Source organism: Microbacterium sp. NPDC089695 (assembly GCF_044749085.1).
Lineage (GTDB): Bacteria > Actinomycetota > Actinomycetes > Actinomycetales > Microbacteriaceae > Microbacterium.
This window is the reverse complement of record NZ_JBIVHG010000001.1, coordinates 489088-511248: the sequence shown is the minus strand read 5'-3', so window position 1 is coordinate 511248 and position 22161 is coordinate 489088. Positions and strand designations below refer to the sequence as shown.

At 69.4% G+C, this 22161-nt stretch carries 22 protein-coding genes; 10 read left to right on the top strand and 12 right to left on the bottom strand.

The window, feature by feature from the left end; genetic code table 11:
• Positions 1-142 precede the first annotated feature (142 nt).
• Positions 143-832: a FadR/GntR family transcriptional regulator gene (locus ACIPYT_RS02575; protein WP_401070357.1), complete on the top strand. Its 690-nt coding sequence runs from the start codon at positions 143-145 to the stop codon at positions 830-832.
• 120 nt (positions 833-952) lie between these two features.
• Here the strand turns inward: ACIPYT_RS02575 and ACIPYT_RS02570 are convergent, their stop codons facing one another.
• Together ACIPYT_RS02570 and ACIPYT_RS02565 are read right to left on the bottom strand one after the other, a co-directional pair.
• A complete protein-coding gene (locus ACIPYT_RS02570; protein ID WP_401070355.1) occupies positions 953-1459 on the bottom strand; it encodes a glycine cleavage system protein R in 507 nt (168 codons plus the stop codon).
• A gap of 118 nt (positions 1460-1577) precedes the next feature.
• On the bottom strand, positions 1578-2636 hold the full coding sequence (locus tag ACIPYT_RS02565) for a PLP-dependent cysteine synthase family protein (RefSeq protein ID WP_401070354.1): 1059 nt from the start codon (positions 2634-2636) through the stop codon (positions 1578-1580).
• Between the two features lie 64 nt (positions 2637-2700).
• On the opposite strand from ACIPYT_RS02565, the gene ACIPYT_RS02560 reads away from it, so the two are divergent.
• Positions 2701-3888: a hypothetical protein gene (locus ACIPYT_RS02560; protein WP_401070353.1), complete on the top strand. Its 1188-nt coding sequence runs from the start codon at positions 2701-2703 to the stop codon at positions 3886-3888.
• Between the two features lie 30 nt (positions 3889-3918).
• Here the strand turns inward: ACIPYT_RS02560 and ACIPYT_RS02555 are convergent, their stop codons facing one another.
• From ACIPYT_RS02555 to ACIPYT_RS02545, 3 genes are read right to left on the bottom strand one after another with little or no spacing between them, the layout of a single operon-like run.
• A complete protein-coding gene (locus ACIPYT_RS02555; RefSeq protein WP_401070351.1) occupies positions 3919-4722 on the bottom strand; it encodes a GntR family transcriptional regulator in 804 nt (267 codons plus the stop codon).
• Between the two features lies 1 nt (position 4723).
• Positions 4724-5128: a D-ribose pyranase gene (gene rbsD, locus ACIPYT_RS02550; protein WP_401070349.1), complete on the bottom strand. Its 405-nt coding sequence runs from the start codon at positions 5126-5128 to the stop codon at positions 4724-4726.
• A gap of 32 nt (positions 5129-5160) precedes the next feature.
• Complete coding sequence (locus ACIPYT_RS02545) at positions 5161-6114, bottom strand: ribokinase (RefSeq protein ID WP_401070347.1); 954 nt, start codon at positions 6112-6114, stop codon at positions 5161-5163.
• A gap of 106 nt (positions 6115-6220) precedes the next feature.
• Here ACIPYT_RS02545 and ACIPYT_RS02540 point away from each other — a divergent pair, with 106 nt between their 5' ends.
• The gene (locus ACIPYT_RS02540) at positions 6221-6883 is read left to right on the top strand and encodes a transaldolase family protein (protein ID WP_401070345.1); all 663 of its coding nucleotides are present in this window, start codon (positions 6221-6223) and stop codon (positions 6881-6883) included.
• Between the two features lie 27 nt (positions 6884-6910).
• Here ACIPYT_RS02540 and ACIPYT_RS02535 read toward each other — a convergent pair whose 3' ends face one another.
• Complete coding sequence (locus tag ACIPYT_RS02535; RefSeq protein WP_401070343.1) at positions 6911-7588, bottom strand: FadR/GntR family transcriptional regulator; 678 nt, start codon at positions 7586-7588, stop codon at positions 6911-6913.
• A gap of 47 nt (positions 7589-7635) precedes the next feature.
• On the opposite strand from ACIPYT_RS02535, the gene ACIPYT_RS02530 reads away from it, so the two are divergent.
• Complete coding sequence (locus ACIPYT_RS02530; protein WP_401070341.1) at positions 7636-8598, top strand: amidohydrolase family protein; 963 nt, start codon at positions 7636-7638, stop codon at positions 8596-8598.
• Between the two features lie 40 nt (positions 8599-8638).
• Here the strand turns inward: ACIPYT_RS02530 and ACIPYT_RS02525 are convergent, their stop codons facing one another.
• Positions 8639-9397: an SDR family NAD(P)-dependent oxidoreductase gene (locus ACIPYT_RS02525; protein WP_401070339.1), complete on the bottom strand. Its 759-nt coding sequence runs from the start codon at positions 9395-9397 to the stop codon at positions 8639-8641.
• Positions 9394-10254, bottom strand: a complete 861-nt coding sequence (locus ACIPYT_RS02520; protein WP_401070337.1) for a fumarylacetoacetate hydrolase family protein — start codon at positions 10252-10254, stop codon at positions 9394-9396. The genes ACIPYT_RS02525 and ACIPYT_RS02520 overlap by 4 nt, the downstream gene beginning before the upstream one ends.
• Before the next feature lie 132 nt (positions 10255-10386).
• Here ACIPYT_RS02520 and ACIPYT_RS02515 point away from each other — a divergent pair, with 132 nt between their 5' ends.
• The gene (locus ACIPYT_RS02515) at positions 10387-11682 is read left to right on the top strand and encodes an enolase C-terminal domain-like protein (protein WP_401074721.1); all 1296 of its coding nucleotides are present in this window, start codon (positions 10387-10389) and stop codon (positions 11680-11682) included.
• 67 nt (positions 11683-11749) lie between these two features.
• Positions 11750-12736 carry an aldo/keto reductase gene (locus ACIPYT_RS02510; protein WP_401070335.1) on the top strand — a complete coding sequence of 329 codons (987 nt, stop codon included), beginning with the start codon at positions 11750-11752 and terminating at the stop codon, positions 12734-12736.
• A 139-nt stretch (positions 12737-12875) separates the two neighbouring features.
• Here ACIPYT_RS02510 and ACIPYT_RS02505 read toward each other — a convergent pair whose 3' ends face one another.
• A complete protein-coding gene (locus ACIPYT_RS02505; RefSeq protein ID WP_401070333.1) occupies positions 12876-13877 on the bottom strand; it encodes a LacI family DNA-binding transcriptional regulator in 1002 nt (333 codons plus the stop codon).
• A 192-nt stretch (positions 13878-14069) separates the two neighbouring features.
• On the opposite strand from ACIPYT_RS02505, the gene ACIPYT_RS02500 reads away from it, so the two are divergent.
• From ACIPYT_RS02500 to ACIPYT_RS02485, 4 genes are all read left to right on the top strand, one after another.
• Positions 14070-14939, top strand: a complete 870-nt coding sequence (locus ACIPYT_RS02500) for a sugar phosphate isomerase/epimerase family protein (protein ID WP_401070331.1) — start codon at positions 14070-14072, stop codon at positions 14937-14939.
• Between the two features lie 225 nt (positions 14940-15164).
• On the top strand, positions 15165-16667 hold the full coding sequence (locus ACIPYT_RS02495) for a sugar ABC transporter ATP-binding protein (protein ID WP_401070329.1): 1503 nt from the start codon (positions 15165-15167) through the stop codon (positions 16665-16667).
• Positions 16667-17698, top strand: a complete 1032-nt coding sequence (locus ACIPYT_RS02490) for an ABC transporter permease (protein WP_401070328.1) — start codon at positions 16667-16669, stop codon at positions 17696-17698. The genes ACIPYT_RS02495 and ACIPYT_RS02490 overlap by 1 nt, the downstream gene beginning before the upstream one ends.
• A gap of 80 nt (positions 17699-17778) precedes the next feature.
• The gene (locus ACIPYT_RS02485; protein ID WP_401070326.1) at positions 17779-18780 is read left to right on the top strand and encodes an ABC transporter substrate-binding protein; all 1002 of its coding nucleotides are present in this window, start codon (positions 17779-17781) and stop codon (positions 18778-18780) included.
• A 1025-nt stretch (positions 18781-19805) separates the two neighbouring features.
• On the opposite strand, the gene ACIPYT_RS02480 is transcribed toward ACIPYT_RS02485, so the two are convergent.
• The 3 genes from ACIPYT_RS02480 to ACIPYT_RS02470 form a co-directional block, all read right to left on the bottom strand.
• Complete coding sequence (locus ACIPYT_RS02480) at positions 19806-20102, bottom strand: putative quinol monooxygenase (RefSeq protein ID WP_401070324.1); 297 nt, start codon at positions 20100-20102, stop codon at positions 19806-19808.
• 158 nt (positions 20103-20260) lie between these two features.
• A complete protein-coding gene (locus ACIPYT_RS02475) occupies positions 20261-21214 on the bottom strand; it encodes a phosphotriesterase (protein WP_401070322.1) in 954 nt (317 codons plus the stop codon).
• Positions 21211-22158 (bottom strand): shikimate dehydrogenase family protein, encoded by a 948-nt coding sequence (locus tag ACIPYT_RS02470; protein WP_401070320.1) that lies wholly within the window; start codon positions 22156-22158, stop codon positions 21211-21213. Before ACIPYT_RS02470 ends, ACIPYT_RS02475 begins: the two co-directional genes overlap by 4 nt.
• Between the last annotated feature and the right edge of the window lie 3 nt (positions 22159-22161).

The window sequence follows — 22161 nt, the reverse complement described above, 5'->3', positions numbered from 1 at the left end:
GAGTTGTTGCACAACTTTGCCACACGAGTCCCGAAATGGCTACGTATCGGTGAAGATGAAACATAGTTGTCATACGAGTTTTCACCGTCGGCACATTCCGACAGACTGCACGGAGGGCGGGGCTGTGTCAGAGAGGATGACCATGAGCGCACTCGACACGGCGCTGCACGGGCTGCGGGCGCTGATCGCCGACGGTGCGCTGCGCCCCGGCGACCGTCTGCCGAGCGAGGGCGAGCTGTGCGAACGTCTCGGCGTCTCACGCGGGTCGTTGCGCGAGGCGATCAGGATGCTGGCCGCCCTCGGCGTGCTCGAGACCCGCCACGGCTCCGGGAGCTATGTCGGCGAACTGCGCGCTGCCGACCTCATCGGCAGCCTGTCGCTCACGGTCGGACTGCTCCCCATGGCCGGGGTGCTCGAGCTCACCGAACTGCGACGGGTGCTCGAACCGCATGCCGCAGCGCTCGCCGCCGCCCGGATCGACGCCGACACCGTGGCGGTGCTCGACGGCATCCTCACCGAGATCGAGGCGAGCGACGACTTCGAGGAGCACTCGCGCCTCGATCACGCCTTCCACATGACGATCTCCGAGGTCGCGGGCAACGACGCCCTCACGAGCCTGATCGAGGTGCTGCGCTCGCGCTCGCGCGCCTACCGGATCCCCGACGCGCACGACGCGAACGAACTCAAGCGCAACTCGGATGCCGGGCACCGCGAGATCCTGCGGGGGCTCGCCGCCGCCGATCCGATCGCCGCGTCGGCCGCCGCGTCCTCGCACGTGGCGGCGACGGAGTACTGGGTGCGGCTGTACACGGAGAACGAGCCCTCCGCCTGAGGCGTCTACTCGCCCCGTGTGCCGCAGAGCCACCCCTGTATCGTCGAACCACCCCGTTCGCAATGTTCGTAACGGGGTGGCTCGCGCCGAAAGGGGTGGCTCGCGGCAGGGGAGTGCGGCCTACTCGAACGTGATGTCGACCTGGATCTCGGTGGCCAGGCGCTCGAGGTCGGCCTGCAGGGCCTCGACGTCGACATCCGCGGGCACACGGGCCGCGACCGCAGCCTCGAACAGGCGACCGCCGGCCATCGCGGCATCGCGCGTCTCGGTCGACAGCTCCTCGATGCTCAGGGCATGCGCGTGCAGCACGGCCGACACCTCGCGCACGATGCCGGGGCGGTCGTTGCCCAGCACGCGGAGTTCCAGCATCCGCTCGTCCGGGATCGCGGTCTCGGTGCCGGTGCGCACGGCGACCGTGAGCAGACCGTCGAGCGCGCGCAGCGCCGACTCCACCTCCGACGTGCGCTCCGGGGCGACCGAGATCTCGATCACACCCGCGAACGTGCCCGACAGCTCGGCGAGCTGGCTCGACTCCCAGTTGCCGCCGTGGGCGTCCACGACATCGGCGACGGCGGCCACGAGGCCCGGACGATCAGCACCCGCGACGGTGAGGATGAGAGTGGTCATGCCGCCAGCGTACCCGGGCACCCGCCGTCACAACTCCGGAGAACCGGGCGGATACCGGCCTCCCGGGGCGCCCGCGCCCCGCAGCCGCGCCGCTTCTCCGGAGTTACGGCGCGCCCCGTCAGTCGACCCAGTCGCCGGTCTCCAGGAAACGGTCGAGCCGCGCACGGTGAGGCGCGAGGTCCCAGCCCTGCGCGGCGACCCACTCGTCGGAGTAGTAGGTGCCGGCGTAGCGGATGCCGCTGTCGCAGATGAGGGTCACGACGCTGCCGGTCTCGCCGGCCGCGCGCATGCGGGCGATGAGCTGGAAGGCGCCGTAGAGGTTCGTTCCTGTCGAGCCGCCGGCCAGGTGCAGGGTGCGCTCGCGCAGCATCCGGATGGCGGCGATCGACCCGGCATCGGGCACCTTGATCATCTCGTCGATCACGGTCGGCACGAACGACGGTTCGACCTGCGGGCGGCCGATGCCCTCGATGCGGCTCGGGCGTCCGGCCGGGGCATCGACGGTGCCGGCCCAGCCGTCGTAGAACGCGGACCCCTCGGGGTCGACGACCGCGATCTGCGTGTCGTGGCGGCGGTACTTCACGTAGCGGCCGAACGTCGCGCTCGTGCCGCCGGTGCCGGCGCCCACCACGATCCACCGGGGGATCGGATGCCGCTCCTGCGACAGCTGGCTGAACACGCTCTCGGCGATGTTGTTGTTGCCCCGCCAATCGGTCGCGCGCTCCGCGAACGTGAACTGGTCGAGGTAGTGGCCGTGGCAGTCGCTTGCGAGGCGCCGGGCCTCGGGCGACATGTCCTCCGCGCGCTCCACGAAATGGCAGGTGCCGCCGTAGAACTCGATGAGGTCGATCTTCTCCTGGCTCGTCGACCGCGGCACGACCGTGATGAACGGCAGTCCGAGCATCCGCGCGAAGTACGCCTCCGATACGGCGGTCGAGCCGCTCGACGACTCCACGAGCGTCGTGTCCTCATGGATGCGGCCGTTCACGAGCCCGTAAAGCAGCAGCGAGCGCGCGAGGCGGTGCTTGAGCGAGCCGGTCGGATGCACCGACTCGTCTTTCAGGTACAGGTCGATGCCCCACTCGGCCGGCAGCGGGAACAGGTGCAGGTGCGTGTCGGCGCTGCGGTTCGCGTCGGCTTCCAGCAGGGCGATCGCGGTGCTGGTCCAGTCGCTCATGCATCGAGCGTACCGAGGCTGTGGACGAGCCGCAGCCGCCCTCCGCGACCCCTACACTGCTGAGGTGTCCACCGAATCCGTCGTCGAGCCGGAGGAGTGGGCCGTCCTCGCTCTTCCTCCCTCCGACGTCGATCGCGTCGCCGAGCTCGTTGCGATCCTCGAGGAACTGCGCATCCCCGGTGCGGTGAGACACAGTCGGTTCGACGGCGACGGGACCTTCGCGATCGTCCCGGTGAGCGGCGGCGGCGATGTGTGCGCCGTGCGCCAGGGCTATCACCCCGTCATCGGCTGGGACCCGGTCGACAGGGCAGAGCTCGCGGAGCGGTTCGCGCAGACCTTCGGCCGGGGGAGCACTCTCAACGGCTTCCTCCTGAACGGCGATGACGACATCGACTCCCTCGTCGGCGTCCGCCACGTCGACGCGATCGCGTGGACCACGAGGGACTCACGGGACACGACAGCGCTCCTGGCGGCGAAGCATCGCATGACACTCCTCGCTCTCATCGGAGGGAGCCGCCGGACGGTGCTGTCGCCGCAGGACCCCGCCGATCTCGACCGGGCCTTCGCCGAGAGCGTCTGGCTGGCGCCCCGCGCGCTCGTCGTCTGGCGCTCCGGATCCGAATCCGGAGCCGCGATCCTCACAGGGTTCACGGTTCGGCAGATCATGTGGCGGTCTCCCTGGGTGCAGATCGATCCGAGCAGGCCGGGCCAGCATCTGGAGACCGGGGTGTCGTTGCGTGCAGCCATCGACGACGCCATCGCCCAGGACGACGACGTGGATGCCTGGATCAAGGCAGCCGGTGTCACCGACGGCCGTGCCTCGCTGCTTCGCGCCCTCGTCCGACGCGAGCCGACCGAAGGATCCCTGGGCGAGCTCGTCGATCTCCTGGGTGTCGACCGCTCGGTCCTCGACCTGCTGGATGGGCGGGAGCGCGTCCCTGGCGTCGAGATCATCGAGCCGCGAGGATTCCGACAGCAGACCGCCGAAGAGTTCCGCCGGGATGTCGGCATGGTCCCTGCGCGTGAGGATGCGTGGGCTCGCCGGCATCCGCTGCTCTGGTTCGGAGCGTGGGGCATCGCCACGGTCGCGCTCGGCGCGTTCGCCACGGTCGGGTTGGCCGAGGGTAGAGCGAGCGCGTGGCTGCCCATGGCCGGCGCCGCGGTGTGCGCTCTGCGACTCGTGGTCTACGCGACGCTGACGCGTGTGCGCCGCCGCGCCGAATCCGAGAGCCGAACCGTCGGCCGCGGCTGACGCGGGGCATCAGTCAGCGCCCGACGGTGATCAGCTGACGGTGCCCGCCCTCGACGCCGAGCCGTCGTCGTCGATGTGCAGCAGCGACGCCTGCGACTGCTCCTGCTGCAGCTGGAACTCGAAGCGCGAGCGGTCGCCGCGGTGGTGCGCCACGAAGTACTCGATCGGGATGCCGTCGGCACCGCGACTCACGCTGCGCAGCCGCAGCAGGGCCGACCCCGCGCTCACGCCGAGGTGCTGGGCCTGCTCGTGGGTCGCGACCGTCGCCTCGGCGGAGCGCACGCCGCTCGTCGCGACGATGCCGTTCTCGGCGAGCACCCGGTACAGCGACGCCTCCGACAGGTCGACGCCGAGTGTGACGCCGCCGACGGCCTCCGGCATCCACGTCGTGGAGAGCGACCAGGGCTCGCCGTCGACATGCCGCAGTCGCTCCAGCACGACCACGGGGGTTCCGGGCGCGACCTCGAGTGCCGCAGCGATCTCGTCGTCGGCCAGCGCCTGCTCGTGCCGCAGCACGTCGCTGTGCACGTGGCCGCCGCGGCGCTCGACGTCGTCGTACAGGCCGACGAGCGTGTGCACCAGGCTCTCCGCCGTGCGGGGCCGCGAGACGAACGTGCCCTTGCCCTTGACGCGCTCGACCAGGCCCTCGTGCTCGAGCTGCGCGAGCGCCTGGCGCACGACCGTGCGCGAGATGCCGTACCGCTCGCAGAGCCGATGCTCGCCCGGCAGGGGATCTCCCGGCTGCAGACCGTCGCGGGTGATGCCCTCGATGATCAACTGCCGCAGCTGGTCGTACATCGGCGCCGCGGAGTGCCGGTCGATCGAGTCCTCCATGTCAGTACGCCACTCCGGCGTGCAGGATCACGTTCGCGTAGGGGGTGAACTCGCCCGAGCGCACGAAGGCGCGCGCGCCATGGGTGAGCTTCTTGAAGTCGACGTGCGGCACGAGCTCGATCTCGAAGTCCTGGTCGGCGAATCGCTCGCGCAGCGCCTCCAGCACCTCGGGGCTCTTCTCGGCGACCTCGGCCGACACGGTCGCGCCCTCGACCACGAGCTCGGCGAGCACCGTGTCGAGCACGTCGAAGAACGCGGGTGCCCCCGGCCGGTAGGCCAGGTCGATGCGCTCCGACCCGGGCGGAATGGGCAGCCCGGCATCGGTCACCACGATCAGGTCGGTGTGGCCGGTCTCGCTGATGACCCGCGAGAGTGCGGGATTGATGGTCGTGGCGGTCTTACGCATGGGACTCCTCGTACGGCGGCGTGCGCTGACCGTCAGACGACGGCCTCGCGGGCGGACAGGAACGCGTCGACCTCGGCGCGCATCGGCAGGCTCGGCGACGCCCCCTGCTTCGTGACGGCCAGGGCTCCGGCCGCGGTCGCGAGGCGCACGGCGTCGGCCAGCGAGCTGCCGGTCGCGAGCGCGGCGCCGAGGTAGCCTGCGTAGGCGTCGCCGGCGGCTGTCGTGTCGACGGCCTCGACCGGGAACGGCGGGATGACGGTGGCGCCCTCGGCCGTGACGACGCACGACCCCTGGCCCGCGAGCGTGATGACGGCCGCGCCGACGCCGCGGTCGAGGAACCAGCGCCCGGCGCGCTCGGCCGACGCGGCATCCGTGACCTCGACGCCGCTGATGAGCGTCGCCTCGGTCTCGTTCGGGGTCACGATGTCGATGCTCGACCACACCTCGTCGGGCAGGGATGCCGCGGGAGCCGGATCGAGGATGACGGTCATGCCGTGCTCGCGTCCGCGCGCCGTGATGTGCGCGGTGAGCGCCGACGGGGTCTCGAGCTGGGTGAGCAGCACCGACGTGGTCGCGGCGAGGGCGGCGAGGGCATCGTCGATCTGCTCGGCGCTCAGCGCGGCGTTCGCGAGCGGCACCATGACGATGTCGTTCTGGGCAGACGCGTCGACGCGGATGTGCGCGATGCCCGTGGGGCCGGGAACCGTGCGCAGGTGAGTGAGGTCGACCCCGGCCTCGCTCAGGCCGTCGACCACCAGGTCGTGGAACAGGTCGTCGCCCACGCATCCGACGAAGCTCGTGCGTGCTCCGGAGCGTCCGGCGGCGACCGCCTGGTTCGCGCCCTTGCCGCCGAGCATGAGCGTGAACTCGTCGCCGAGGATCGTCTCGCCTCGCGCGGGCAGGCGGGTCGAGAACGTGGTGACGTCGGCGGTCACGCTTCCGACGATCACCACACCGGTGCGGTCGGCCGAGGCGGCGGGGGTCATGGCGCTCCTGATCGTCGTCGATCCGCGGGCTTTGACAATCCTCCGCGGCTGTCATTACATTAGCCGAATCCGAACCTGTAACGACAGGTTGCGCCCGAGGAGAACAATGACCGCGTCGTCCCCCCGCCTCTACGTCGACAGCGCCGATCTCGAGCGGGTGTCATCGGCTCTCGCGACCGGGGTCGTGCACGGCGTCACGACCAATCCGACGATCCTCGAACGCGGCGGACGCACCGCCGCCGAGATCCCCGACCTCTACGCCCGCTGGGCGAGCGAGGGCGCCCGCGAGATCTTCTTCCAGACCTGGGGCGGCGACACCGCGTCGTTCCTGCGCAACGCGGAGGGCATCCGCGCGCTCGGCGACCTCGTCGCGGTCAAGGTGCCGGCGACGCGAGAGGGTTTCGCCGCGGCATCCGCTCTCGTGCGCGACGGTGCGACCGTGCTCGTGACGGCCGTCTACTCGGTCGCGCAGGCGCTCGCGTGCGCGAACATCGGCGCGCAGTACATCGCCCCCTACCTGGGGCGGATGCGCGATGCCGGCATCGACGGCGACGCCGTGATCGCCGAGATGCAGGAGATGTGCGCGGGCAGCGGCTCGAACGTGCTCGCCGCGAGCCTGCGATCGCCCGACGACATCACGGGACTGCGCCTCGCCGGGGTGCCGTACTTCACCGCGGCGCCCGACGTGCTCGACGCCGTGCTGTTCCACGAGGTCAGCGACAGCTCGGCCGCCGAGTTCGACGCGGCCATGGTGCGACTCGGCGCCTGACGTCCGTCGGAGAGCTGACGCGGGGTCTCAGGCGGACGCCGCCTGACGCAGCCACCGCTCGACGCCCGCGATGTGCGCCGTGGCGAGCGAGGTCGCGAGGAGCGGATCGTGCTGCGCGACGGCATCCGCGATCGCCCGGTGCTCCGACAGCGTGCGCTCGACGGCTCCGGCCTCGGTGAGCCCGCGCCAGACGCGCGCCCGGACGGTCTGGCTGCTGAGGTGCTCGATGAGGCTCGCGAGGTAGGCGTTGCCCGACATCGCGACGATGTCGCGGTGGAATCGGATGTCGTGCTCGACGAGCTCCTCGATGCTGACGTCGGCATCGACCGAGGAGACCTCCTGCTCCAGGCGGGCGAGATCCTCGGGGGTGCCGAGCGTGGCCGCGAGACCGGTGGCCTGGGACTCCAGCATCCGGCGCACCGCGAAGATCTCGAGCATCGAGTCGTCGTCGTGCATGTCGACGACGAACGAGATCGCCTCCAGCAGCAGGTGCGGCTCGAGACTCGTGACGTAGGTGCCGTCGCCGCGGCGGACGTCGAGTACGCGGATGACCTCGAGGGCCTTGACGGCCTCCCGCATCGAGTTGCGCGAGAGGCCGAGTCGCTCGGACAGCTCCTTCTCGGGAGGCAGTCGGTCGCCGGGCGCGAGCTCGCCCGACACGATCATCGCCTTGATCTTCTCGATCGCCTCGTCAGTGACAGCCATGGCGTCATCCTAGCGATTGATCGGATGTCTGAGGCAGGATGGACGTCATGCGCGTACTGGATTCGCACCTGCACCTGTGGGACCCCGAGATCCTGCAGTACACCTGGCTCGAGGGGCCGCTCGCATGGCGGTTCGCCGACACCGAGATCGAGCACTCCCGCCTCCCGCAGGCGACGCGCGAGGACGCCGTGTTCGTGCAGGCCGAGACCGTGGAGGGCGATTATCTCGACGAGGTGCGATGGGTCGCGGGCCTGGCCCCGGCGCTCGGCGTCGTCGGCATCGTCGCGGGTGTGCGGCTCGACCGCGGCACCGACACCGTCGCGCACCTCGAAGGCCTCGAGACCGAACCGCTGGTCGTGGGGGTGCGCCACAACCTGCAGGGCTCCGACGGGGTGGCCGGGTCAGCCGCCTTCGTGACCGGCGCCCGCGAGGTCGCCGCCCGCGGATGGGCGTTCGACGCCTGCATCCACGCCGGGCAGCTGCCCGAGATCTCGCGGTTGGCCGCCGCCGTGCCCGAACTGCGCATCGTGCTCGACCACCTCGGCAAGCCCGCCGTCGGAACAGCCCCGGCCCCGCTCGCCCCCACCCCGGAGTGGGTGCGGGACCTCGACGACCTCGCCCGGCATCCGCTCGCCGTCTGCAAGCTCTCGGGCCTTCCCGCCGAGGCCGGCGGAAACTGGTCGCGCGCGCAGATCGAGCCGTTCCTCGACGCGGCCGCCGACGCGTTCGGCCCGCATCGGTTGATGTGGGGGAGCGATTGGCCCGTCTCGGTCATCGGGCCCGCGGAACCCGACGACCCGCACGCCCCCGACGACGGCTCGGCGGCGTATCAGCCGCACGCGCGCGAGCGCTGGGCCGAGGCCGTGATCGCGTGGGCCGAGGCGCGGGGGCACGACGTCGACGCGATCCTGTGGCGCAACGCGTCGGAGTTCTACCGGATCGGCGAGCGACGGCCGGTGGATGCTCCGCAGCGGCCACGCCGCGGCATCCTCGGGTGGCTCCGGGGCTGAGTCACGCGGGATCGGGACCGGGTCCGCGGATCGGGCGGGGTCAGCTGCCGACGGGGCGGGGGCGCAGCCGCGCCATGCCGCCGTCGACCTCGAGGAACGTGCCGGTCGTCGATCCGGCGGCCGGGCTCACGAGGTACGCGACCGCGGCGGCGACCTCGTCGGGGGCGACGAGTCGGCCGTGCGGCTGGCGGGCCTCGAGGGCTGCGCGCTCGGCATCCGGATCCGTCGCCGTGTCGAGCAGTCTCCCCACCCACGGGGTGTCGGCCGTGCCCGGGTTGACCGCGTTCACACGGATCCCCTCGCGCAGGTGATCGGTCGCCATCGCGCGGGTGAGTGCCGCGACGGCGCCCTTGGACGCGCTGTACAGCGCGCGCTGCGGCAGGCCGGTGGTCGAGGCGATGGATGCCGTGTTGCACACCGCCGCACTCGGCGACCTCCGCAGCCAGGGCAGGGCCGCAGCGGTGACGCGGGCGATGCCCGTGACGTTGATAGAGAGCACGCGCGCCCACTCGTCGTCGTCGTTCGCGGTGATGTCGCCCTGCGCGCCGATCCCGGCGTTGTTCACCAGGATGTCGATGCGCCCGAAGCGCTCGGCGACCGCGGCGACCGCGGCGTCGACCGAGGCGCGGTCGGACACATCGGCCGTGAACGCCGCGAACGCGGCATCCGCTCCCGAGATGTCGCGGTCGAGCACGGCGATCTGCGCGCCGTCGGCGTGGAGCCGTGCGGCGATCGCGGCGCCGAGGCCCGATGCCCCGCCCGTGACGATCGCGACGAGGCCGTCGAGCGTGCCGGTCACTTCTGCGCCTCCCACGCCACGAACTCCTGACGCTGATGCCCGAGGCCCTCGATCTCGATGTCGACGACGTCGTCGGCCTTCAGGTAGGGGAACTTCCCGCCGAACGCGACGCCCTGCGGAGTCCCGGTGAGGATGAGATCGCCCGGCTCGAGAGTGACGTACTGCGACAGGTGGTGCACGATCACGCGCACGTCGAAGATCATGTCGTTCGTGTTCGAGTCCTGGCGGGGCTCGCCGTTGACCCAGCTGCGCAGGCGCAGAGCGTCGACGTCGACCTCATCGGGCGTGACGAGCCACGGGCCGGTCGGGTTGAAGCCGGGCGCGATCTTGCCCTTCGACCACTGGCCGCCCGAGACCTCCATCTGGAACGCGCGCTCCGACACGTCGTTCGCGACCACGTAGCCCGCGATGTGCGCCTCGGCATCCTCGGGAGAGTCGAGGTAGGCCGCGCGGGCGCCGATCACGATGCCGAGCTCGACCTCCCAGTCGGTCTTCTCGCTGCCGCGCGGGATCGTGACGGCGTCGTCGGGGCCGACGACCGTGTTCGGCGTCTTGAGGAACATGATCGGCACGGTGGGCGGCTCGGCGCCGGACTCGCGGGCGTGCGCCGCGTAGTTCTGGCCGATGCAGATGACCGCGCTCGGACGCACGATGGGGGCGCCGATGCGCAGATCGGCGGCGCCGTCGAGAGGCGCGAGATCGCCGGCGGCGCGGGCGGCCTCGACGCGGGCGCGGACGTCGCTCGCGAGGAAATCGCCGTCGACATCGGATGTCACGGGGCGCAGATCGAAGTGGACGTCGCCCTCGACGAGGACGGGGATCTCGGCTCCGAGATCGCCCAGGCGTGCGAACTTCATGTCTCTCCTGCTCAGTCGGGTCGTCGGGCGTGACGGGCACGGCGGGGCCGTCCGTCTCGTTGACAGTATAGACATCGGATGTTTACACTCCAAGAGATCGGCACGAATCCCGTCCGTGCCCGAGAGGAACCCGTGAGCCGCATCGTCGCCCTCGACACGACCGACATCCGCTTCCCCACGTCGCTGAGCCTCGACGGGTCGGATGCCATGAACCCCGACCCCGACTACTCGGCCGCCTACGTGGTCGTGCGCACCGACGCCGCTGACGGCATCGACGGGCACGCGTTCGTGTTCACGATCGGACGCGGCAACGACGTGCAGGTCGCGGCGATCGACGCGCTCGCCGGACACCTGGTCGGGCGCGAGATCGAGCCGCTGCTCGATGACATGGGCGGCACGTTCCGCGACATCATCGGCGACTCGCAGCTGCGCTGGCTCGGCCCCGAGAAGGGCGTCATGCACATGGCGATCGGCGCCGTGATCAACGCCCTGTGGGACATCAAGGCCAAGCGCGCGGGGCTCCCGCTCTGGCAGCTGCTCGGCCGCATGACGCCGGAGGAGATCGTCGATCTCGTCGACTTCCGCTACCTCACCAATGCGCTCACCCGCGAGGAGGCGCTCGGGATCCTGCGCGCTGCGGTGCCGGGGCGCGAGGAGCGCGAGCGCGAGCTGCTCGCCACCGGATACCCCGCGTACACGACGAGCCCCGGATGGCTCGGCTACTCCGACGAGAAGCTCGAACGCCTCGCCCGTGAGGCCATGGTCGACGGTTTCACGCAGATCAAGCTCAAGGTGGGTGCCGACCTCGACGACGACATCCGCCGCTTCCGCAAGGCGCGTGAGGTGTGCGGACCGGACTTCCCCATCGCGATCGACGCGAACCAGCGCTGGGAGGTGTCGGAGGCCATCGCGTGGGTGAACGCGCTCGCCGAGTTCCACCCCGCCTGGATCGAGGAGCCCACCAGCCCCGACGACGTGCTCGGTCACGCCGAGATCGCCCGCGGCGTCGCGCCGATCCGGGTCGCGACGGGCGAGCACGCCCAGAACCGGGTCATCTTCAAGCAGCTGCTGCAGGCCGAGGCCATCTCGGTCATGCAGATCGATGCGGTGCGCGTCGCCGGGGTGAACGAGAACATCGCCAACCTGCTGCTCGCCGCGAAGTTCGGCGTGCCGGTGTGCCCGCACGCGGGCGGCGTGGGACTCTGCGAGGCCGTGCAGCACCTGTCGATGTTCGACTTCGTCGCCGTGACGGGCACGAGGGAAGGACGCATGATCGAGTTCGTGGATCACCTGCACGAGCACTTCACCGTGCCGACCGACATCCGCGGCGGTTCGTACACGGCGCCGACCGCGCCCGGTGCCGGCATGCAGATGAAGGACGACAGCATCGCGACCTACGCGTGGACGGGCGCGCATGTCGTCGCCTGACGCTGACACTTCGGGGGCCGACACGCCACATGTCGGACGAAACGGGGCGAAGGCGACGGGATCTGGCGTGTCGGCCCCCGCGGTGAGCACCGGTGCCGTCCCACGACTCGCCGTCCCGACCCTCGGCTACGGCGCCGCGAACGTCGGCAACCTCTTCCGTGCGCTGACCGACGACGAGGCGTGGGCCGTGCTCGATGCGGCGTGGGAGAGCGGCATCCGCTTCTACGACACGGCTCCGCACTACGGGCTCGGGCTCTCGGAGCGGCGCCTGGGGGCGTTCTTGCAGACCAAGCCCCGCGAGGAGTACGTGCTGTCGACCAAGGTCGGGCGGCTCCTTCGCCCGAACCCCCATCATGCGGGCGGTCTCGACACCGCGAACGACTTCCACGTGCCCGACGACCTGCAGCGGGTGTGGGACTTCTCGGCCGACGGCATCCGGGTGAGCCTCGACGAGTCGCGCGAGCGGCTGGGCATCGAGCGCATCGACCTGCTCTACCTGCACGACCCGGAGCGGCACGACCTCGATCTCGCGCTCGCCGAGGCCCTGCCGGCGCTCGAGCAGCTGCGCGCCGACGGAGAGGTGGCAGCGGTCGGCATCGGATCGATGGTCTCGGATGCTCTCGCGGCGGCCGTGCGCGGAGCGGACCTCGATCTGGTCATGGTCGCCGGACGGTACACCCTGCTGGAACAGCCGGCGGCGGCGGACGTGCTCCCGGCCTGTCGCGAACGCGGAACAGGCATCGTCGCGGCATCCGTCTTCAATTCCGGGCTGCTCGCCGCCGACGAGCCGCGCCGTGACGGTCGCTACGAGTACGGCCAGCTGCCCGACGAGCTGTGGGACCGGCTCGTGCGCATCGCTGCCGTGTGCGCGGCGCACGGTGCGCCGCTGCCGGCGGCGGCGATCCAGTACCCGTTGCAGTCCGACGTGGTGCGCTCGGTCGTGGTGGGCGGCAGTCGTCCGGAGCAGCTGCGGCAGAACGCGGAGCATGCGGCGCGGGAGATACCGGTCGCGCTGTGGCAGGAGCTCGCGGCGGAGGGGCTGATTCCGGCCTGAGGCGGCCGCTCGTGGCTGTCGCTGTCGCCGGTGCCCCGTTCATAACTCCGGAGAACCGGCCGGATTTCGGGGTGCAGCGTGCGCAGACCCGCCTTCGCACCCGCTTCTCCGGAGTTGTGAAGGAGAGAACGAGCGGAGGTCAGCGTCCGATGGTCGACTCGCGCACGACGAGCTCGGCGGCGAACGGCGTCGGCGCCGGGAGGGGCGCGTCGGGATCCGCGAGCTGACGCAGGAGGGCGGCGCCGGCCGCGCGTCCGATCTCGTAGCCCGGCTGCCGCACCGTGGTCAGCGGCACGATCGACTGGTGTGCCTGCGCGACGTCGTCGAACCCGACGAGCGCGATGTCCTCGGGCACGCGGATGCCGTGGCGCACGAGTTGCGTCAGCACGCCGATCGCCACCAGGTCGTTCGCGGCGAACACGGCATCGGGTCGTTCAGAGGCAGGGAGCGCGACGATGCGAGCGCCGGCCTCCAGGCCGTCCTCCGTGATCAGATGCGCGACCTCGTCGACCTCGACCGTTGCCACCGACCCCTCGACCGCATCGCGGAGTCCTGCCAGCCGGTCGTTCGACTGGCTGACCGACGGAGCGCCGAGGAAGCGGATGCGGCGGCGTCCGAGCGCGAGCAGGTGCTCGCCTGCGAGACGTCCGCCGCCTCGATCGTCGAAGAGCACCGATCCGACCTTCGCGGAATCGCGGATCGGCCCGATCACGACCGAGCGGATGCCGCGGTCGGCGAGCTGTTCGAGTCGCGGCACGACGTCGCCCAGGGGATAGATCACGATGCCCTGCACGCGGTGGGCCTCGAACATGTCGATGTTGCCGCGTTCGATGTCGTCGTCGCGGTTGCTGTTGCTGAAGAAGAGCGACCAGCCCTCTTCGCGGGCGACGTCCTCGACCCCGCGGGAGAGCTCCTGGAAGTACGGGATCCAGGCGTCGAGGAGGACGAGCGCGAGCGTCGTGCTGGATCCCGCACGAAGCTGCCGTGCGGACTCGTTGGGCACGTAGCCGAGCTCGGCGATCGCCGCGCGCACCCGCTCGGCACTCGCCGCGCCGAGCACGTGCGGGTGGTTCAGGTAGTTCGACACCGTCGACGAGGACACCCCGGCGAGGGCGGCGACGTCTTTGACGCTGGCGGGCATGGAGCTCCTCTGCTGACACGATGCGACACCAGAGTAGTGCAGGATTCCCGCGGGGCAGCGCGCGACTTGGCACGTGCCAAGAAAATCCTTGACAGTGTCGCCATCGCGCACGTAACGTGGCTCGCGCGTCGGGTTGGCACGTGCCAACTCGACGGAGGCGACGGTGCCGCACACCCGCCTCCGAGAGGTGCCATGAACATCGGATGCCACGGGCTGGTATGGACCGGACGCTTCGACGCCGACGGCATCCGCCTGTCCGTCGAGAAGACCAAGCAGGCCGGCTTCGACCTGATCGAGTTCCCGCTGATGGACCCGTTCTCGTTCGACGTCGCCGCTGCCAGGGAGGCGCTCGCCGAGCACGAGCTCGCGGTCAGCGCCTCGCTCGGGCTCTCCGAGGCGACCGATATCACGAGTGCGGATCCGGCGATCGTCCAGGCCGGTGAGGACCTGCTGCTCCGCGCCGTCGACGTGCTCGCCGATCTCGGCGGCCGTCACTTCTGCGGCGTGATCTACAGCGCCATGAAGAAGTACATGGAGCCGGTGACCCCGGAGGGGCTCGAGACCAGCCGCCGCACGATCGCGCGCGTGGCCGACCATGCCGCCGACCGCGGAGTCGACGTCGCGCTCGAGGTCGTGAACCGCTACGAGACGAACGTCCTGAACACCGCGCGACAGGCGATCGACTACCTCGCCGCGGTGGATCGACCGAACCTCGGCATCCATCTCGACACGTACCACATGAACATCGAGGAGTCGGACATGTTCGCCCCCGTGCTGGATGCGGCGCCGTCGCTGCGCTACGTGCACATCGGGGAGAGCCACCGCGGGTACCTCGGCACCGGTTCGGTCGACTTCGACACGTTCTTCAAGGCGTTGGGGCGCGTGGGCTTCGACGGCCCGATCGTGTTCGAGTCGTTCTCGTCTGCGGTCGTGGCGCCGGACCTGAGTCGGATGCTGGGCATCTGGCGCAATCTGTGGACCGACAACGTCGAGCTGGGGGCGCACGCGAACGCCTTCATCCGCGACAAGCTCGTCGCGGTCGACAGCATCCGCCTGCACTGACCACGCCCGCCGGTGAGGGTTGACCTGAAATCGGTTTCACCTAAACTGGCCGCCCGGGTCCGGCAACCTGTGACCGACTTGTTATTACAGGTCTTCCTTTTCCGGGATCGAGTAGATACATTTAGATACAACTTGCGGTGCAGGCATCGCAGGCCGCAGAATTGATCCGATGTTTCCGGTTCGTCCGGAGCAGAGGAAACTACCTTCAAGGAAGCAGGTGAGCGCATGAGCGACCCCATCCTCCGAGTGGACGGGATCAGCAAGGGATTCCCCGGCGTGCAGGCTCTTAAGGGCGTGCACCTCGAGGTGCATGCCGGAGAAGTGCTGGTTCTCGTGGGCGAGAACGGCGCAGGCAAGTCGACGCTCATGAAGATCCTCTCCGGGATCTACACCAAGGACGAGGGCACCATCACGTTCGAGGGTGAGGAGGTCGAGCTGACCAGCCCGCTGCAGGCGCAGCAGCTCGGCGTGACGATCATCCATCAGGAACTCAACCTGATGCCCGACCTCACCGTGGCGCAGAACATCTTCGTGGGGCGCGAGCCCACCGCCGGTCCGTTCCTGTCGGAGCGCAAGCTCAACGTGCAGACGGCCGAGCTGCTGCAGCGGCTGAACATCCGCCTCGACCCGCGGCAGAAGGTCGGCGAGCTCACGGTCGCCGAGCAGCAGATGGTCGAGATCGCGAAGGCGCTCTCGTTCAACGCCAAGGTGCTCATCATGGACGAGCCGACCTCGGCGCTCACCGACTCCGAGGTCGAGACCCTGTTCGTGCTCATCGAGCAGCTCAAGGCGGCGGGCACCGGCATCGTCTACATCTCGCACCGCATGGACGAGCTGCGGCGCCTCGCCGACCGGGTCACGGTGCTCCGAGACGGCGCATACATCGGATCACTGGAGAAGTCGGAGATCAGCATCCCGAAGATCATCGAGATGATGGTCGGTCGCGTGATCGACGAGGGAACGCGTCCTCAGGCGCGCGATCACCTGAACGACCCGGTCGTGCTCGACGTGCAGGGCCTGTCGACCAAGGCGCTGCTGAAGGACGTCTCGTTCCAGCTGCACAAGGGTGAGATCCTCGGATTCGCGGGGCTCATGGGCGCCGGTCGCACCGAGACAGCTCGCGCGATCATCGGGGCCGACCACAGCGACGGCGGCGTCGTCACGATCGGCGGGCGATCCGTGCGGATCGCCCAGCCCGCGGATGCCGTCAAGCACGGGGTCGGGTACCTCTCGGAGGACCGCAAGCTGCTGGGCCTCATGCTCGAGCAGGACGTGACGTTCAACACGGTGCTCGCCTCGCTCGGCTCGTACGCCAACGCGATCGGATGGATGGGCGACGGCAAGGCCAAGAACCGCACCAAGGACTACGTGCAGCAGCTGCGCGTGAAGACGCCCTCGGTGAACCAGGTCGTCAAACTCCTCTCGGGAGGCAACCAGCAGAAGGTCGTCATCGCCCGGTGGCTGATGCGCGACTGCGACATCCTCATCTTCGACGAGCCGACCCGAGGCATCGACGTCGGAGCCAAGGAGGAGATCTACCGCCTGATGCAGCAGCTCGCTGATCAGGGCAAGTCCATCATCGTCATCTCGTCGGAGCTGCCGGAGATCCTCCGCGTCGCGAACCGCATCGCGGTCTTCGCGAACGGACGCATCACCGGCACGCTCCGCAACGAGGACGCCAGCCAGGAGAAGATCATGCAACTCGCAGCCCACGGAGAGGAAGACTGATGAGCGCTCCGCAGAACGGATCGTCCACGACGACGATCATCCAGACGGCTCTCGACGAGAACACCGACAAGCGCGACGTCGTCGGCTTCCTCAAGCGCCAGGTCCAGCAGTCGCTGGCCTTCGGCACGCTCATCGTGCTGGTGCTGTTCTTCTCGATCGCCAGCCCGAACTTCTTCACGTTCAGCAACATCGCGACCGTGCTGCTCTCGACGGCCGTCATCGGCATCCTGGCACTCGGCACGACCTTCGTGATCATCACCGGCGGCATCGACCTGTCGATCGGCACCGGCATGGCGCTGTGCGCCGTGATGACGGGCGTGATCGTGACCAACATGGGCCTGCCCGTCTGGATCGGCGTGATCGGCGGCGTGCTCACGGGAGTCCTGATGGGCCTCGTGAACGGCGTCAACATCACGTTCCTCCGCCTGCCCCCGTTCATCGCGACGCTCGCGATGATGATGATCGCCGGCGGTCTCGCCCTCGTGATCTCGAACGTCGCGCCGATCTACTTCTCGACGTCGGCCCCCGACTTCAAGAAGATCGCGCTCGGCGTCATCATCCCCGGCATCCCGAACGCCGTGCTCATCACGGCCGCGCTCGCGATCGTCGCCTGGCTCGTGCTGTCGAAGACACTGCTCGGCCGGTACACCTTCGCGATCGGCTCGAACGAGGAGGCCACCCGGCTCTCGGGCGTCAACACGCGACGCTGGACGATCCTCATCTACATGTTCGCCGGCGCGTTCACCGGCGTCGCGGGCATCGTGATCGCCGCTCGCCTCGACTCGGCGCAGCCGCAGATCGGCATGGGCTACGAACTGCAGGCGATCGCGGCCGTCATCATCGGCGGCACGTCGCTGCTCGGCGGACGCGGCTCGATCCTCGGCACCGTGATCGGCGCGCTCATCATGAGCGTGCTCGTCAACGGTCTGCGGATCCTGTCGATCCAGTCCGAGTGGCAGAACATCGTCGTCGGCATCGTCGTGCTGGTCGCCGTGTTCCTCGACTCGCTGCGCAACCGCCAGCGCACCTGACCCATCCCGCACAGCACCACCGAGCAGCACCACCCGAAGTACCCACCACAGCAGTACCCACCACGAACAATGGAGTTTTCATGAAATTCGGCAAGAAGACCGCATTCGCGGCACTCGTGGCCGCATCCGCCCTCGTGTTCGCCGGCTGTGCCGGCGGCGGCGGTGACGTCATCGAAGAAGGCAGCGGCGACGGAGGCAGCGGCGACGGCGAGATGTACATCGCCATGGTGTCGAAGGGCTTCCAGCACCAGTTCTGGCAGGCCGTCAAGCAGGGCGCCGAGGAGAAGGCCGAGGAGCTGGGCGTGCGCATCACGTTCGAGGGCCCCGCGGCCGAGACCGAGATCGCGCAGCAGCTCGAGATGCTGACCAGTGCGATCGACAAGAACCCGGACGCCATCGCGTACGCCGCGCTCGACCCCGAGGCGTGCGTCGCCCCGCTCGAGCAGGCCAAGTCGAAGGACATCCCGGTCGTCTACTTTGACGCCCCCTGCAACGGCGACGTGGGCCTGAGCCTCGCCGCCACCGACAGCAAGGTCGCCGGTGCGCTCGCCGCCGAGCACATGGCCGAACTGATCGGCGGAGAGGGTCAGGTCGCGATCGTCGGCCACTCGCAGATCAACTCGACCGGTGTCGAGCGTCGCGACGGCTTCGTCGAGAAGATCGAGGCGGACTACCCCGACATCGAGATCGTCGACATCCAGTACGGTGACGGCGACCACCTGAAGTCGGCCGACATCGCGAAGACGCTCATCGCGGCGCACCCCGACCTCAAGGGCATCTACGGCACCAACGAGGGGTCGGCGATCGGCGTCGTCAACGCCGTGAACGAGCTGGGCCTCGAGAAGGGCAAGATCACGATCGTCGGCTTCGACTCCGGCGCCGCGCAGATCAACGCGATCAAGGACGGCACGATGGCCGGCGCCATCACGCAGGACCCGATCGGCATCGGCGCGCAGGTCGTGCAGGCGGCGTACGACGCCGCCAACGGCAAGTCGGTCGAGAAGTTCTACGACACGGGGTCGTACTGGTACGACAGCACGAACCTCGAAGACTCGAAGATCGCCGCGGTCCTGTACGAGTGATCCTCTGAGAACGGATGAGCCCCTCGCCTTCGGGTGAGGGGCTCTTTCGTTGCGCCCTCCGTTCGCCGAGCCACCCCCTTACGTACGAGCCACCCCTCTGCGCACTGTCTGCAGAGGGGTGGCTCGGTGCGACCGGGGTGGCTCGGCGCCGACACGCCCAAGCTCCGCCGATGGATCGCGGATAGTGGCGGGGGCCGTGACGCCGGTCAGAGGCGGCGCTGATGATTGCGTCATTCGGGACGTGCTCTACTTCGGAATCCCAAGATACAGCGATCTTCTTCGTCGAGAGATGGCGGGCAGGTCGTCCAGTGTGGGTGTTGAGGAGTCGGCCGAAGAGAACGAACACATCGACTGTGACTCGATCGCCGTGATGCTCGCAGCGATCGACGAGTCACTCAAACGAAGGAGAACTGGATGAGACGAAAAATCGTGGCTGGGATCGCGGCGATTGCCCTAGCGCTGGGCTTCGGTGTCGCAGTCCCTGAACTCGCTCAGGCGGCGCCCTGCAAGGGAAACAACGCCCGCACGCTAGTGACATTCGACTTATTCGACCGGGGTCACCGTTGAGGACATTCAGATCGATTCGTGCAAGGTCAAGTCGTTGATCGCGAAATATGGCGTGGTGAAGGACGCAACATGGGCATGGAACAACCAGGCGCAGCTGCTGGGATGTAGCAAGAAGGGCAGTGGCGTCCGCCTTCGTCAGTGGGCCCGGGTCATCACCGGATGTTACGGGCAATGAAAAAGGCGAGCGATTTCGAGGTGATAAACGTGGCTCGATGGATCTCGGTGGGTGTGTTTCTGCTCCTGGTCGCGGGACTCCTGTGGGGGCGTCAACAAGGCGTCTTCTCGGACCTGACGACGTCGTTAGTGATGGGTGTATTGGTGATCCTTGCGACAGCGGCGGGAGTGTCGGCATCCCTGCTCCGGCGGCGTCGGAGAAATCGACGCTAAGCGGAGCCGCGGGAGATTGCGATTGCTCAGGATGAAGCGGCCTATTCGCTGAGACTGCGGACGGGATGCCGTCAGACGCGGCGCAGGAACGTGAGCTGCGACGACGGCTCCACGATGAGCTGCTGCAGCGCCTCGTTGAACGGACCGCCCGCGGGGGAGGCGAGATGCGCCTGGAACGCGGCCTCGTCGCGGTAGACCTCGTACACGAAGAAGCAGTCGGGGTCGTCGACGAGGCGCGTCGCGTCGAACACGACGTTGCCCTCCTCGGCACGCACGCCCTCGGCGAAGTCGGCGAGCAGGGCGGCGACGCGGTCGCCCTCGCCCGGGCGGGCGGTGAACGTCGCGTGGAGGATGGTCGGTTCGGTCATGACGGGCTCCTTCGGTGAGGGGGTTCACACCTCGGTCGTTGAGCCAGGGGGCGGAGTGACCGAGACGAAACGGGGTGAGGATGCTGCGGGGCGAGGATGCTGCGGGGCGTGGCGCGTTTCGTCTCGCTCCGCTCGCTCAACGACCGTGGTCCGCGGGCTCAACGGCCGGGGAGGGTGAGGAGGCGGGCGGGGTTGGCGACCAGCATCCGATCGACGGCGTCGTCGCCGAGCGCCGCCCTCAGGCGCGGCACGTAGCGCTCGCCGAGGTAGGCGAGGCCGGGCATCCCGCCGTAGGCGATGTACCGGGTCGCGCGGGCGACATCGCCGCCCAGCACGACGCGGTCACCGGCGCCGCGGGCGACCACGGCCTCCGTGAGAGCGAGCAGCTCGGCGTCCGACCGCGTGCGTGGACGCGCGAACCCGTCGTATCCGAGGTAGGCGCCGCGCTCGGCGAGGGAGACGTGCAGACCCGCGTCCGGATCGCGGTCGGCGTGCGCGAGGACGACGCGATCGGATGCCACGCCCTCGGCGCCGAGCAGATCGAGCACCTCGTGCGCGGCCGTGCAGAACTCCAGGTGCACCATGATCGGCGCGTCGGTCGCCCGATGGGCTGCGGCGAGGGCGAGGAGCGTCGTGTGCTCGAAGCCGCTGATGCGCCAGTAGTCGACGCCGCCCTTCAGCAGGCCCGCGCGTGCGGGGGCTCCGCCCGGGGCGAGGGCCGGTGGGCCTTCGGGGTCGGCGTCGTTCCGCGGCATCCCCTCGGCGATCTCGCGCACGAACCGCCGTGCCAGCGCCTCGGCATCCTTGTCGCGCGTCGGGTGATCGGCGGCGTAGTGCGCCTCGCGGTGGCGTCCCGTCGTCGCGACGACGCGCAGCCCGGTCGACGCGCTGATGCGTGCCAGAGCCTCCGGGTCGCGGCCCAGACCGTACGGGGTCGCGTCGACCATGGCCGCGAAACCGCTGTCGCGCAGCAGTGCCGCCTCGGCGCCCGAGCGCTTCTCGTCGTCGAGCTCGTCGCCCGGCAGCAGCGGCGAGACCTGGAAGAGGTGCTCGTGGTAGTTCGTCGCTCCCAGATCCGCGGGCTCGACGTCGCCGAGGACGGTGCGGATCATCGCCGGGCCGACTCCGCCGCCTCGGCGAGGCGCTCGACGGTCTCCGGCGTCAGGTCGAGCTCGAACACGTCGGCGACGACCTGCGACCAGCCGTGGATGAAGTATCGCCACCCGTCGACCACGTGCAGGTCGCGCGCGGCCTCCTGCGCGCGGGCCTGGTGCAGGAACTCCAGCGATCCGCGGTAGTTGAACTCCCACACCCAGGCATCCACGGGGAACACGACGTCGTCGGGCAGGGGCGAGCCGGGGCGGTCTTTGCCGAGGCCGGTGGCGTTCACGATCAGCGAGCCCGCGGGTGCCGCGGCCACGATCGCGGCCGCGTCCTCGACCGTGTCGGTGCGCACATACGAGATCAGCCCCTCGCGGGTGCCGTGCTGCCGGTGCACCTCGCGCAGGTGCTCGAGCTTGTCGTCGTTGCGGGCCGTCACGGTGATCTTCGCGGGGGCGTCCTCGCGCTCCGCGAGCGCCCAGCTGAGCGCGGTGCCCGAGCCGCCGGCGCCGAGGATGACGACCTCCGCTCCGGTGCGCGCGAAGTGGTCGGTCGGCAGGAAGTCGTTCAGCGCCAGGTCGACCGTGAGAGGGTCTTTCGCGCGGCCGATCAGACGCTCCCCGCGCTTCGAGATGCTCGAGATCTCCGAGCACGACACCGCGAACGGGTCGAGCTCGTCGAACAGGTCGGATGCGGCGGCGAACACGTTCATCTTGTGCGTCGTCACCAGGGCGCCGCGGTGGTGCGGGTCGTCGCGGATCTGCTCGACCATCGCGCGGTACTGCGCGGGCGTCGCGTCCATGGGCAGGTCGTGGCCGACGAGCTCCGTCGTCGGCAGGCCCAGGACCTCGGCCCAGCGCGGGAAGACCTGCATGATCGACGATGAGCCGGTGCTCACGCCGACGAAGCCCATGTAGCCGCCGGTCGAGGTGGCGGGGGTCTCGGTGATGGTCATGTC